The organism is Bacillus sp. MHSD_36 (assembly GCF_030757775.1).
Classification (GTDB): Bacteria; Bacillota; Bacilli; order Bacillales; family Bacillaceae_G; genus Bacillus_A.
This window is the reverse complement of sequence record NZ_JAVBIS010000002.1, coordinates 39602-53613: the sequence shown is the minus strand read 5'-3', so window position 1 is coordinate 53613 and position 14012 is coordinate 39602. Positions and strand designations below refer to the sequence as shown.

Below are 14012 nucleotides of genomic sequence, written 5' to 3'. Positions count from 1 at the left end.
TATGGCATTTGAAGGATTAGCCGACCGACTTCAACAGACAATGCAAAAAATCCGCGGCAAAGGAAAAGTTTCTGAAGCCGATGTGAAAGAAATGATGAGAGAAGTTCGTCTAGCTCTTTTAGAAGCGGACGTTAACTTTAAAGTAGTAAAAGATTTTGTAAAGCGTGTGTCTGAACGTGCTGTCGGACAAGATGTAATGAAAAGTTTGACACCTGGACAACAAGTAATTAAAGTTGTACAGGAAGAACTTACAGAACTTATGGGCGGAGAGCAAAGCAAAATTGCTGTTGCTAATAAGCCACCGACTGTTATTATGATGGTTGGTCTGCAAGGTGCAGGTAAAACAACGACGACAGGTAAGCTTGCGAATTTGCTTCGTAAAAAGCATAATCGTAAACCTATGCTTGTTGCAGCGGATATTTACCGTCCTGCAGCGATTAAACAGCTTGAAACATTAGGGAAGCAATTGGACATGCCTGTATTCTCTTTAGGAGATCAAGTAAGTCCTGTTGAAATTGCGAAACAAGCGATTGTAAAAGCAAAAGAAGATCATCACGATTATGTTTTAATTGATACAGCAGGTCGCCTGCATATTGATGAAGAACTAATGGATGAATTAGCGAAAGTGAAAGAAGTTGCGAAACCGGATGAAATTTTCCTTGTTGTCGATGCGATGACAGGACAAGACGCGGTTAATGTTGCACAAAGTTTCCATGAACAGTTAGGTTTAACTGGGGTTGTATTAACAAAATTAGATGGTGATACGCGCGGTGGTGCGGCATTATCTATTAAAGCTGTTACAAATACACCAATTAAATTTGCTGGTATGGGTGAAAAACTAGATGCACTTGAAGCGTTCCATCCAGAACGTATGGCATCCCGTATTTTAGGGATGGGAGACGTCTTAACATTAATTGAAAAAGCGCAAGCTACAGTTGATGAAGAGAAAGCAAAAGAACTTGAGCAAAAAATGCGTACACTTTCGTTTACGCTTGACGATTTCCTAGAACAACTTGGACAAGTGCGTCAACTTGGACCGCTTGATGAATTGTTAGGAATGCTTCCTGGTGCAAATAAAATTAAAGGGCTGAAAAATGCACAAGTTGATGAAAAACAAATTGGGCATATTGAGGCAATTATTCGTTCTATGACTAAATTAGAGCGAGAACAACCGGAAATAATCAATGCTAGTCGCAAAAAACGCATTGCCAAAGGTAGCGGTACAACGGTACAAGAAATCAATCGTTTAATCAAGCAATTTGATGATATGAAAAAGATGATGAAAACGATGACTGGAATGCAAAAAGGTAAGAAAAAAGGACTAGGTGGATTGAAGTTTCCATTCATGTAAGGAAAAAAGATGGCTCTGTTAAGAAAAAATACTTTACAAAGCAATAGTCTTTTTGCTAATATAATTATCTGTGTGAAATAAATTCGGAGGTGCTTTATAAATGGCAGTTAAAATTCGTTTAAAACGTATGGGAGCTAAAAAAACTCCTTTCTATCGTGTAGTTGTTGCAGATTCTCGTTCTCCTCGTGACGGACGTTTCATTGAGGAAATCGGTACTTACAATCCGGTTGCTCAACCAGCTGAAGTTAAGATCAACGAAGAAGCAGCATTAAAATGGTTAGGAAATGGTGCTAAACCATCTGATACAGTTCGTAACTTATTCTCTAACCAAGGTATCATGGAGAAATTCCACTTATCTAAACAAGGTAAGTAATTGAGGCAATGACTATGAAGAAGTTAGTCGAGACGATTGTCAAGCCTCTTGTCGATCATCCTGAAGATGTAAAAGTTACACAGGAACTTTACAACGGAGAGATAAAGTATCGATTAACTGTACATCCTGAGGATGTTGGAAAAGTCATTGGAAAGCAAGGCAAAGTTGCGAAAGCAATTCGAATGCTCTTGTATTCAGTGGGACATCATAATGATGAAAAAGTAACACTGGAAATTCAATAAACGTAAAAAGGGCGAGGAGTTATTTCCTCTCCCTTTTTTAACATTTAAAGAGAAGTTGCATGTTCCATATGTGAAATGGGGATGCTTAATTTATATAGAAACCAGGGGTGACATACTATTTATGACAAAATGGTTTAACGTAGGGAAAATTGTAAATACTCATGGCGTAAGAGGAGAAATTCGTGTAGTTTCTCGTACTGATTTTCCAGAAGAGCGATATAAAGTAGGAAATACATTATACATATCGAATGAAAAAGGTGGAGAGCCTTTCCCGGTAAAGATTACTTCTCACCGCCAACATAAAACATTTGATTTATTGACATTTGAAGGATATGGGAATGTAAATGAAGTAGAACAGTTTAAAGGATCTCTTTTAAAAGTGCCTGAAGATCAGTTAGGCGAACTAGCTGAAGGTGAATACTACTATCATGAAATTATTGGTTGCAACGTTGTAACAGAAGAAGGAGAAGCGTTAGGGACAATAAAAGAAATTTTATCTCCAGGTGCAAACGACGTTTGGGTTATTAAACGTCCAAAAGGTCAAGATCTGTTAATTCCTTATATTGATGATGTTGTACTTCAAGTTAACATTGAGAATAAATTAGTAACCATTCATGTAATGGAAGGGCTGCTATAATGAAAATTGACATTTTAACATTGTTTCCAGATATGTTTACAGGTGTGTTTGGATCTTCAATTTTAAAGAAAGCACAAGAAAAAGAAGCAGTAGAGCTTCGTGTTGTCAATTTCCGCGATTATACAACGAGTAAGCATAATAGCGTAGATGATTATCCGTATGGTGGTGGCGCTGGGATGGTATTAACCCCTCAGCCTATTTTTGATGCTGTAGAAGATTTAACGAAAGAGACAGAGCGTAAGCCGAGAGTTGTTTTAATGTGTCCACAGGGTGAAAGATTTACTCAGAAGAAAGCGGAAGAGCTTGCGGAAGAAGAACATTTAATCTTTGTATGTGGACATTATGAAGGATATGACGAACGAATTCGTGAACATCTCGTGACAGATGAAATTTCTATTGGTGACTACGTATTAACGGGTGGAGAGTTAGCTTCTATGGTTATAACTGATAGTGTCGTGCGTCTCTTGCCAGGAGTACTAGGAAATCATGCTTCACAAGTCGAGGATTCGTTTAGTACAGGTTTATTAGAGCATCCTCATTATACACGTCCAGCTGATTTTCGTGGTATGAAAGTGCCCGATGTATTAATGTCAGGAAACCATAAAAATATTGATGAGTGGCGACATAAAGAATCGTTGCGTCGTACGTACACGCGTAGACCGGATTTACTAGAAGAAAGAGAATTGTCTAAGCAAGAAAAGAAATGGCTAGAACAGATTAAAGAAGGCAAATAAGGGCTTGATATATTTTCTATTGCAACAGTTCTAGCAATATGCTATTATAACACTTGTGCTGCTGAAATCAGTAGCCGTATTAACGATGTTCCGCTGTAATTTATTTAGACTTTATAAGAGCATCTGTTTAAAGGAGAGAATTTAATATGCAACAATTAATCGCAGAAATTACAAAAGGCCAATTAAAAACTGACCTTCCTTCATTCCGTCCTGGAGACACTTTACGTGTACACGTAAAGGTAGTTGAGGGAACTCGTGAAAGAATTCAGCTTTTCGAAGGTGTTGTAATTAAACGTCGTGGTGGCGGAATCAGTGAAACATTCACAGTTCGTAAGATTTCTTACGGTGTAGGTGTAGAGCGTACATTCCCAGTTCACACGCCAAGAATCGCGAAAATCGAAGTACTTCGCCGTGGTAAAGTACGTCGTGCTAAGTTATACTACTTACGTAACCTTCGCGGTAAAAAAGCACGTATTAAAGAAATTCGATAAGACATGTATGGGAGCTTGTAAATGCACAAGCTCCCTTTTTCCAATCTATATAAAATTTTGATATAATACGAGCAGCTTACATAATCGTGGAGGGGAAAAGCATGAAGAAAGAAAAGAGTTCACTTTGGGAATGGATCAAGGCAATTTTGATTGCTGTTGTATTAGCGGGTGTTATTAGACAGTTTTTCTTTGCGCCAATTCTCGTAGATGGAGTATCGATGGCATCTACTTTACATGATCGCGATCGAATGATTGTTAATAAAATTGGTTATCACATAGGAGATCCGAAACGATTTGATATTATTGTATTCCGAGCAACGGAAGATAAAGATTATATTAAGCGTATTATCGGCCTACCAGGCGATGAAATAGAGTATCGTAATGATAAACTATATGTTAACGGAAAGGCTTATGAGGAGCCGTATTTAGACAAGCAGAAAAAACAAATTGCTGACGGACCGCTTACATATGATTTTACTCTTGAAGAAATGACAGGGAAGAAAACTGTTCCGGAAGGTCAATTATTTGTTTTAGGCGATAATCGTCGTTTTAGTAAAGATAGCCGTTCGATTGGTACAATTTCAATGGACCAAGTGATCGGAAAAGCAAATATACTATATTGGCCGTTAAAAGATGCTCGTATTGTGAAATAAAAGAAAAAGAAGGTGGCAACATGGTAATTCAATGGTTCCCGGGCCATATGGCAAAGGCTAGACGCCAAGTAACAGAAAAATTAAAGTTAATTGATGTTGTAATTGAGCTTGTAGATGCTCGATTACCTTTATCTTCTCGAAATCCGATGATTGATGAGATTATTACACATAAACCGAGGCTTGTTGTTTTAAATAAAGCAGATATGGCGGATGATCGTTTAACAAAACAGTGGATCGCATATTTTAAAGAAAAAGGCCATATGGCAATTTCAATTAACGCACAAGCTGGACAAGGTATGAAGGAAATTGCAACGGCTTGTAAAGTGTTAGTGAAAGAAAAATTTGATAAAATGGTTGCAAAAGGTATTAGACCGAGAGCGATTCGTGCATTAATTGTAGGTATACCGAATGTTGGTAAATCTACGTTAATCAATAAGTTAGCGAAGAAAAATATTGCTAAAACAGGAGATCGCCCTGGTGTGACAACAGCTCAGCAATGGATTAAAGTTGGGAAAGAAATGGAGCTGTTAGATACACCTGGTATTTTATGGCCTAAATTTGAAGACGAATTAGTTGGTTTACGTCTAGCTACGACTGGTGCAATTAAAGACTCTATTTTAAATCTACAAGATGTAGCTGTTTATGCGTTACGTTTTATGGAGAAACATTATCCAGAACGATTAAAAGAGCGCTATAGTTTAAATGACATTCCAGAAGATATCGTGGAATTATTTGATGCGATTGGAAAAAATCGAGGCTGTTTAATGGGCGGCGGAATGATTGATTATGATAAAACATCTGAACTTGTACTTCGTGAGCTTCGTGGTGGTAAACTTGGAAAAATGACATTTGAAACACCAGAAGAGTTTGCAGAGCAAACAGAAGATGTAGAAAAAGTAGAAGAAGTATAAGACGTGCGTTTGTACGTCTTTTCTTTTTTGTATATAAAGGGAGTGGCATGAATGGAAAAAGTGACTATTCAAGAAGCGGAACATTTACTGCAAGAAATTATGAGTGAAGAGGACGATCGCTTTCAAATATTAATGAAAGATGAACGTAAAGGGGTGCAAAAGCTCATTATGAAGTGGTATAAACAAAAAGAGTTAGCGCAAAAGGAAAAAGAAAAATTTCTAGAAATGTCTAAGTATGAGAATGCTTTACGTGAAAAAGGCCTCGCATATATCGCTGGTATAGATGAAGTGGGGCGTGGACCACTAGCTGGGCCTGTTGTTACGGCGGCTGTTGTTCTTCCGGAAGATTTTTATATTCCAGGGTTAAATGATTCGAAAAAGCTGAGTGAGGCGAAGCGAGAGCGTTTTTATGATGAAATTAAAGCGCAAGCAATTGCGATTGGAGTTGGAATTGTATCATCGCAAGTGATTGATGAGATAAATATTTATCAAGCGACGAAACAAGCGATGTTAGATGCTGTAGCAAATTTATCTTGTACACCAGAATATTTATTAATTGATGCGATGAAACTTCCTACACCAATTCCGCAAACATCCATCATTAAAGGTGATGCAAAAAGTATCTCTATTTCAGCTGCATCCATTATTGCAAAAGTAACGAGAGATCGTATGATGAAAGAGCTTGGAGAAAAGTATCCTACATATGGATTTGAACAACATATGGGATATGGAACGAAACAACATTTAGAAGCGATCGAAGCGCATGGAGTATTAGAAGAACACCGAAAATCGTTTGCGCCAATTAAAGATATGATTAAAAAATAAGCTGTGTTTTCGCAGCTTATTTTTTATTTTGACATATAAACATTACTATTTTCAAAAAAGAATAAAGCGATTTCAGTTTTCTGACACTTTATTGTAGACAGCTTGCCAATCATCTTATACAATGGCAATGTAATGTTTTTTAAACATTAAAAAACTTTTCGAGTAAAACAGGAAAACAGGGGAGGATGGGACCATGAATATCCATGAGTACCAAGGTAAGGCAGTCCTTAGAAGCTATGGGGTTAGCGTTCCGAACGGGAAGGTTGCATTTACAGTAGAAGAAGCTGTAGAAGCAGCGAAAGAATTAGGAACGGATGTATGTGTAGTGAAAGCACAAATTCACGCTGGTGGACGCGGCAAAGCTGGCGGAGTAAAAGTTGCAAAAAATTTAGATGAAGTTCGTACATATGCAGAGAGCATTTTAGGAACTACACTTGTGACACATCAAACAGGTCCTGAAGGTAAGGAAGTAAAACGCTTACTTATCGAAGAAGGTTGCGATATTAAAAAAGAATATTATGTAGGTCTTGTTTTAGACCGTGCAACTTCTCAAGTTGTTTTAATGGCGTCTGAAGAAGGCGGAACAGAAATTGAAGAAGTAGCAGAAAAAACACCTGAAAAAATCTTTAAAGAATATATTGATCCGGCAGTAGGCTTACAAGGCTTCCAAGCGCGCCGAATCGCATTTAACATCAATATTCCAAAAGAGCTTGTAGGACAAGCTGTGAAGTTTATGATGGGCTTATACCGTGCGTTTATCGAAAAAGATTGCTCTATCGCGGAGATTAACCCACTTGTTACAACAGGTGACGGTAAAGTTATGGCATTAGATGCGAAATTAAACTTTGATTCTAACGCTTTATATCGCCATAAAGATATTTTAGAACTTCGTGATCTTGATGAAGAAGATGCAAAAGAAATCGAAGCCTCTAAATATGACTTAAACTACATTCCTTTAGATGGAAATATCGGTTGTATGGTTAATGGTGCAGGTTTAGCGATGGCTACAATGGATATCATTAAACATTACCATGGAGATCCAGCTAACTTCTTAGATGTTGGTGGCGGTGCTACAGCTGAAAAAGTTACAGAAGCATTCAAAATTATCCTTTCTGACAAAAATGTAAAAGGTATCTTCGTTAACATTTTTGGTGGCATTATGAAGTGTGATGTTATCGCAGAAGGTGTTATTGAAGCAACGAAACAAGTAGGTCTTGAGTTGCCTTTAGTTGTACGTCTTGAAGGTACAAACGTAGACTTAGGTAAGAAAATTTTAAATGAGTCTGGCTTAAATATTGTTGCAGCAGAATCTATGGCAGACGGTGCACAAAAAATTGTTTCACTAGTGGGCTAATAGAAAGCGGGGGAGAAAAATGAGCGTATTAGTTAATAAAGATACAAAAGTTATTGTTCAAGGTATTACAGGTTCTCAAGGGTTATTCCACACAAAACAAATGATTGAATACGGTACGAAAATTGTCGGTGGTGTAACGCCAGGTAAAGGTGGCACTGATATTGAAGGTGTACCAGTATTTGATACTGTAGAAGATGCAGTGAAAGCAACAGGTGCAAACGCTTCAGTTGTATACGTTCCACCCGCTTTTGCGGCTGATGCAATTATGGAAGCAGTTGATGCAGAAATTGATTTAGTAGTATGTATTACTGAAGGAATTCCTGTATTAGATATGGTAAATGTAAAGAGATATATGGCTGGTAAACATACACGTTTACTTGGACCAAACTGCCCAGGTGTTATCACGCCTGATGAATGTAAAATCGGTATTATGCCAGGATACATTCATAAAAAAGGTCATGTAGGCATCGTATCTCGCTCTGGTACATTAACGTATGAGGCTGTACATCAGTTAACACAAGAAGGTATTGGTCAATCTACGGCTGTAGGTATCGGCGGAGACCCTGTTAACGGTACAGACTTTATTGATGCGTTAAAAGCATTTAATGAAGATGAAGAAACACATGCTGTAATTATGATTGGTGAAATCGGTGGTACAGCGGAAGAAGAGGCAGCTGAATGGGTGAAAGCTAATATGACAAAACCTGTTGTAGGCTTCATTGGCGGCCAAACAGCGCCTGCTGGCAAGCGTATGGGTCATGCTGGTGCAATCATTTCTGGCGGCAAAGGAACTGCTGCAGAAAAGATTAAAACGATGGAAGCTTGTGGTATTAAAGTAGCGGAAACTCCAGCAGTTATGGGTGAAACGCTAATCTCTGTTTTAAAAGAAAAAGGTCTATTTGAAACTTGTAAAAACTATTAATCTGTTGAAAGACACCTTCTTGCTTGAAGGTGTCTTTTTACAAACCTCTTGTTAACATAATAAAAATTATGGGTAAGGAGAATTATGATGAAAAGAGAACGATTATTGCATCTCCACTACTTGTTAGCTGATCATTGGAAGGCGATAGAGAGGCTATTATATGTCGATCCAGAATTGAAAGGAATATACAATTTTAATGCAAAACAAATGGAATGTTACACTGGAATATCCTCGAAAAAATCTTCAGAATTAGTAAATTTTCTTCAAAGTTCAAATCTCCCGCAATATATATCTTATTTAGAGAAAAACCGAATCTTTTATATGACTATATGGGATGAAGAGTACCCACGATTATTACGTGAAATACAAGACCCTCCCTTTGTATTATATGGAAAAGGAGAGAAGGATTTCCTCAATAAAGCGAATAAATTAGCGGTTGTTGGAACGAGAGAACCGACTTTATATGGACATGAGAGTTTACAATTTATTTTACATCCATTATTAGAAAAGGAATGGCTTATTGTCAGTGGGTTTGCAAGAGGGATAGATACGATGTCTCATGAAATTACAGTAAGACGGCATTGCCCGACTATAGCGATACTAGGACACGGATTATCGTATATATATCCAAAAGAGAATCGATATTTATATGAAGCTTGGAATGAATATATATTGTTATTAACAGAGTATCCTCCGCACTATGCACCGAAAAAATGGTATTTTCCAAAGAGGAATCGGATTATTAGTGGTATAAGTAAAGGTGTTTTAGTTGTAGAAGCGAAATCGAGAAGCGGAACACTTATTACCGCGGACCTTGCTTTAGAGCAAAATAGAGAGGTATTTGCACTTCCTGGACCGATTTTTATAGATAGTGCATCAGGAACAAATCATCTAATTCAACAAGGGGCGAAACTAGTAAGAAATGCAGAAGATATCCTAGAAGAGATTTTAAATTAACCTTATATTTTTATGTTTTTATTAAACAATTATTGACAAATGGTAGATAGGCACTGTATGGTATATTCATTCTTGATTGACAAAAACAAGAGAAATCAATAAGATTAATGAAGACTTGAATCCACCTCTTAAGGAGGCACTAGCATGTCAGATTACCTCGTAATCGTGGAGTCGCCTTCTAAGGCGAAGACCATTGAGAAATATTTAGGGAAAAAATACAAAGTTGTCGCGTCTATGGGACACGTTCGCGATTTACCTAAAAGCCAAATGGGGATAGAAGTAAAGAACAACTTCACCCCGAAGTACATTACCATTCGTGGTAAAGGTCCCGTCTTAAAAGACTTAAAATCAGCGGCAAAAAAAGCAAAGAAAGTCTATCTCGCGGCCGATCCAGACCGCGAAGGAGAAGCAATTGCTTGGCATTTAGCCAATACGTTAAATGTGGACGTTGAATCAGATTGCCGAGTTGTGTTTAATGAGATTACAAAAGATGCAATAAAAGAATCATTCAAACATCCTCGAGCGATCAATATGGATTTAGTGGATGCACAACAAGCAAGACGTATACTAGATCGTCTTGTTGGTTACAATATTAGTCCTTTATTATGGAAGAAAGTAAAAAAAGGATTAAGTGCAGGACGCGTACAATCTGTAGCAGTTCGTTTAATTATCGAACGTGAAAGAGAAATTCAAAGTTTTGAGCCTGAAGAATTCTGGACAATTAAGACAGAATTTGTGAAAGGGAAAGACACATTTGAAGCAAGCTTTTACGGTGTAGATGGTGAAAAAGTTCAATTAACGAATGAAACGCAAGTGAATGAAATAATTGAACAGTTGAAAGATAATGCGTTCTCAGTTGAAAATGTAACGCGAAAAGAGCGAAAACGTAATCCTGCATTACCGTTTACGACATCTTCCTTGCAACAAGAGGCAGCGCGTAAGTTAAACATGCGAGCAAAGAAAACGATGATGCTTGCGCAGCAATTGTATGAAGGAATCGATCTTGGAAAACAAGGGACTGTCGGTCTTATTACGTATATGAGAACTGATTCAACACGTATCTCAGAAACAGCTCAAACAGAGGCGCGTGCTTACATTACTGAGGCGTTTGGTACGGAATACATAGGAACAGAAAAGAAGAAAGAGACGAAGAAATCGAACGCACAAGATGCGCATGAGGCAATTCGTCCTACTTCGGTAATGAGAAAGCCAGAGGAACTAAAGAGTTTCTTAAGTCGTGATCAACTTCGATTGTATAAATTGATTTGGGAGCGATTTGTTGCAAGTCAAATGGCGTCTGCTATAATGGATACTGTGACAGCGAGACTCATTAATAACAATGTTCAGTTCCGTGCAAGTGGATCGGTTGTAAAGTTCCCAGGATTTATGAAAGTGTATGTAGAGTCGAAAGATGACGGTGCTGAAGAAAAGGATAAGATGTTACCACCTTTAGAGGTAGGGGAAACAGTATTTTCGAAGGATTTAGAACCGAAGCAACACTTTACACAACCGCCGCCGCGCTATACAGAGGCTCGTCTAGTAAGAACACTTGAAGAGCTTGGAATTGGAAGACCGTCGACTTACGTACCGACACTTGAAACAATTCAAAAACGTGGGTATGTAGGTTTGGATAATAAACGATTCGTTCCAACTGAACTTGGTGAAATAGTAATTGAACTTATTTTAGAGTTTTTCCCAGAAATTATTAACATCGAATTTACTGCTAACATGGAGCAAAGCCTCGATGAAGTAGAAGAAGGAAATGCGAATTGGGTGAAAATTGTTGATGATTTCTACGTAGGCTTTGAACCGCGTTTAGAAAAAGCGGAAAAAGAAATGCGCGAAGTGGAAATTAAAGATGAACCAGCTGGGGAAGACTGTGAATTATGTAATCACCCAATGGTCTTTAAAATGGGTAAATACGGGAAATTTATGGCTTGTTCGAATTTCCCAGATTGTCGTAATACAAAACCGATTGTGAAAGAAATCGGTGTTACTTGTCCGAAATGTGATAAAGGCCAAATTATTGAACGTCGTAGTAATAAAAAGAAACGTCTTTTCTATGGATGCGGTACGTATCCAGAGTGTGACTTTGTATCTTGGGATAAGCCAATTGGCCGTAAATGTCCGAAGTGCGAAGGTATGCTAGTAGAGAAGAAGTTGAAAAAAGGCGTGCAAGTACAATGTATTTCGTGTGATTATGAAGAAGAACAACAAATGTGAGCGTAACTGCTCACATTTTTTTCGGGAAGAAAAGGAAAGGTGATAAATATATGACAACACAAGTAGTAAACGTCATTGGCGCAGGTCTTGCAGGAAGCGAAGCAGCTTACCAAATTGCAAAACGTGGTGTCCAAGTAAGATTATATGAAATGAGACCGGTAAGACAAACGCCAGCTCATCACACAGATAAATTTGCAGAGTTAGTATGTAGTAACTCGCTTCGTGCAAATACATTAACAAATGCTGTTGGTGTTATTAAAGAAGAAATGCGCTTAATGGATTCTGTTATTATCCGTGCAGCTGATGAGTGCTCTGTACCAGCTGGAGGGGCTTTAGCTGTAGATCGTCATGAGTTTGCGGCAAAAGTAACGGAATATGTGAAGAACCATCCAAATGTAACTGTGATGAATGAAGAAATCACTGAAATCCCAGAAGGTCCTACTGTTATCGCGACAGGTCCACTTACGTCACCTGATTTTTCTGCACAATTAAAAGAATTAACAGGTGAAGACTATTTTTATTTCTATGATGCTGCAGCACCGATTGTTGAGAAAGACAGCATTGATATGAATAAAGTGTATTTAAAATCTCGTTACGATAAAGGTGAAGCGGCATATTTAAACTGCCCAATGACGGAAGAGGAATTTGACCGTTTTTACGAGGCTTTAATCGCTGCTGAAACAGTACCTTTAAAAGAATTTGAAAAAGAAATTTTCTTTGAAGGTTGTATGCCGGTAGAAGTTATGGCAAGTAGAGGAAGACAGACATTAGTATTTGGACCGATGAAACCTGTTGGATTAGAAGATCCGAAAACAGGGAAAACGCCATATGCTGTTGTTCAGTTACGTCAAGACGATGCAGCGGGAACGTTATACAATATCGTCGGTTTCCAAACGCATTTAAAGTGGGGACCACAAAAAGAAGTTTTACAGTTGATTCCAGGATTGGAAAACGCAGAGATTGTACGTTATGGTGTCATGCATCGTAATACGTTTATTAACTCACCTAATTTACTTCGTCCAACATACCAATATAAACAACGTGATGATTTATTCTTCGCTGGTCAAATGACTGGGGTAGAGGGATATGTTGAATCGGCGGCTTCAGGATTGCTAGCAGGTATTAATGCTGCTCGACTTGTGAAAGGTGAAGAGCCAGTTGTATTACCGCCTGTAACTGCAATGGGAAGTATGGCGAATTATATTACTGCGACAAACGCGAAAAACTTCCAACCAATGAATGCGAACTTCGGATTGTTTGCACCGTTAGAGAAGAAAATTAAGAAGAAAGCAGAACGTAATGAAGCCTATGCAACACGCGCTTTAGAAACGATTCAAAATTTTGTAAATATTTAGTTAAATTTCTTGCAAAGGCTACTAAGTTGTGATACGATTTAGTAGCCTTTATTGAGGTGAATTGTGTGAATGTGAAGAAATTGTTACAATTATTCGTTGGATATTTACAAATTGAAAGAAATTATTCAAAATATACAATTGCAAGTTATCAAAATGATTTAGAACATTTTGTGCAATTTATGGAGCGAGAAGGCATATCCTCTTTTTTAGATATTACATACGCGGATGTTCGTTTGTACTTAACGACGTTGCACGATGAAAAGTTAGCCCGTAAATCTGTCGCAAGAAAAGTATCAAGCTTACGAAGTTTATATCGTTTTTTGATGCGTGAAGGTTATCGAAAAGATAATCCGTTTGCACTTGCGTCACTCCCCAAAAAAGAATTGTCAATCCCAAAGTTTTTATATGCTGAAGAATTAGAGGAATTATTTGAAGTTTCTGATACGGAAACACCGCTAGGTCAAAGGAATCAAGCTTTATTAGAGTTGATGTATGCGACTGGGATCCGTGTGAGTGAATGTGTCAATTTACAACTTACCGATATTGACTTCGCGGTGGGAACAATTTTAGTAATGGGAAAAGGGAAAAAACAAAGGTATATTCCGTTCGGGAGCTATGCACAAGATGCTTTAATTACTTATATAGAGAACGGAAGAAAACAGTTGGCTCAAAAAACTGAAGAACACTCTCATATGGTATTTTTAAACGCGAAAGGCACGCCGCTGACAAGTCGAGGGGTACGTTATGTATTAAACGAACTCATTAAGAAAGCTTCACTGACAATGCGGATAAGTCCCCACATGTTAAGGCATACATTTGCTACACACATGTTAGATGAAGGGGCGGATTTACGTACTGTACAGGAGCTACTCGGTCATGAGAATTTGTCGACGACACAAATTTATACGCATGTCTCTAAAGAAAGATTGCGTTCTGTCTACATGAAGCATCACCCACGGGCATAAATTGCTTTTAAAGCTATAA

At 37.9% G+C, this 14012-nt stretch carries 15 protein-coding genes; all 15 read left to right on the top strand.

Features of this window, described 5'->3' with window-relative positions:
- Position 1 precedes the first annotated feature (1 nt).
- The 15 genes from ffh (at position 2) to xerC (ending at position 13993) form a co-directional block, all read left to right on the top strand.
- Positions 2-1351 carry a signal recognition particle protein gene (ffh, locus tag Q9B79_RS08270; RefSeq protein ID WP_306183360.1) on the top strand — a complete coding sequence of 450 codons (1350 nt, stop codon included), beginning with the start codon at positions 2-4 and terminating at the stop codon, positions 1349-1351.
- A gap of 100 nt (positions 1352-1451) precedes the next feature.
- Complete coding sequence (gene rpsP, locus Q9B79_RS08265; protein WP_000268750.1) at positions 1452-1724, top strand: 30S ribosomal protein S16; 273 nt, start codon at positions 1452-1454, stop codon at positions 1722-1724.
- 14 nt (positions 1725-1738) lie between these two features.
- Complete coding sequence (locus tag Q9B79_RS08260) at positions 1739-1966, top strand: KH domain-containing protein (RefSeq protein ID WP_000737397.1); 228 nt, start codon at positions 1739-1741, stop codon at positions 1964-1966.
- A gap of 121 nt (positions 1967-2087) precedes the next feature.
- Complete coding sequence (gene rimM, locus Q9B79_RS08255; protein WP_048530513.1) at positions 2088-2603, top strand: ribosome maturation factor RimM; 516 nt, start codon at positions 2088-2090, stop codon at positions 2601-2603.
- On the top strand, positions 2603-3337 hold the full coding sequence (trmD, locus tag Q9B79_RS08250; RefSeq protein WP_000686892.1) for a tRNA (guanosine(37)-N1)-methyltransferase TrmD: 735 nt from the start codon (positions 2603-2605) through the stop codon (positions 3335-3337). Before rimM ends, trmD begins: the two co-directional genes overlap by 1 nt.
- A gap of 146 nt (positions 3338-3483) precedes the next feature.
- Positions 3484-3828: a 50S ribosomal protein L19 gene (gene rplS / locus Q9B79_RS08245; RefSeq protein WP_001186516.1), complete on the top strand. Its 345-nt coding sequence runs from the start codon at positions 3484-3486 to the stop codon at positions 3826-3828.
- Positions 3829-3929: 101 nt separating this feature from the next.
- Positions 3930-4481, top strand: a complete 552-nt coding sequence (gene lepB, locus Q9B79_RS08240) for a signal peptidase I (RefSeq protein WP_000711857.1) — start codon at positions 3930-3932, stop codon at positions 4479-4481.
- A 20-nt stretch (positions 4482-4501) separates the two neighbouring features.
- A complete protein-coding gene (ylqF, locus tag Q9B79_RS08235; RefSeq protein WP_306183359.1) occupies positions 4502-5392 on the top strand; it encodes a ribosome biogenesis GTPase YlqF in 891 nt (296 codons plus the stop codon).
- Positions 5393-5443: 51 nt separating this feature from the next.
- Positions 5444-6217, top strand: a complete 774-nt coding sequence (rnhB, locus tag Q9B79_RS08230; RefSeq protein ID WP_306183358.1) for a ribonuclease HII — start codon at positions 5444-5446, stop codon at positions 6215-6217.
- Positions 6218-6410: 193 nt separating this feature from the next.
- Positions 6411-7571: an ADP-forming succinate--CoA ligase subunit beta gene (sucC, locus tag Q9B79_RS08225; RefSeq protein ID WP_306183357.1), complete on the top strand. Its 1161-nt coding sequence runs from the start codon at positions 6411-6413 to the stop codon at positions 7569-7571.
- Between the two features lie 19 nt (positions 7572-7590).
- Positions 7591-8493 (top strand): succinate--CoA ligase subunit alpha, encoded by a 903-nt coding sequence (gene sucD, locus Q9B79_RS08220; protein ID WP_000115178.1) that lies wholly within the window; start codon positions 7591-7593, stop codon positions 8491-8493.
- Positions 8494-8580: 87 nt separating this feature from the next.
- Entirely contained in the window at positions 8581-9450 is an 870-nt protein-coding gene (gene dprA / locus Q9B79_RS08215; RefSeq protein WP_306183356.1) for a DNA-processing protein DprA, read from the top strand.
- A 144-nt stretch (positions 9451-9594) separates the two neighbouring features.
- A complete protein-coding gene (gene topA, locus Q9B79_RS08210; RefSeq protein WP_087966343.1) occupies positions 9595-11673 on the top strand; it encodes a type I DNA topoisomerase in 2079 nt (692 codons plus the stop codon).
- Positions 11674-11723: 50 nt separating this feature from the next.
- Positions 11724-13028 carry an FADH(2)-oxidizing methylenetetrahydrofolate--tRNA-(uracil(54)-C(5))-methyltransferase TrmFO gene (gene trmFO / locus Q9B79_RS08205; RefSeq protein WP_306183355.1) on the top strand — a complete coding sequence of 435 codons (1305 nt, stop codon included), beginning with the start codon at positions 11724-11726 and terminating at the stop codon, positions 13026-13028.
- Positions 13029-13093: 65 nt separating this feature from the next.
- Positions 13094-13993 carry a tyrosine recombinase XerC gene (gene xerC / locus Q9B79_RS08200; RefSeq protein WP_060631986.1) on the top strand — a complete coding sequence of 300 codons (900 nt, stop codon included), beginning with the start codon at positions 13094-13096 and terminating at the stop codon, positions 13991-13993.
- Positions 13994-14012 lie beyond the last annotated feature (19 nt).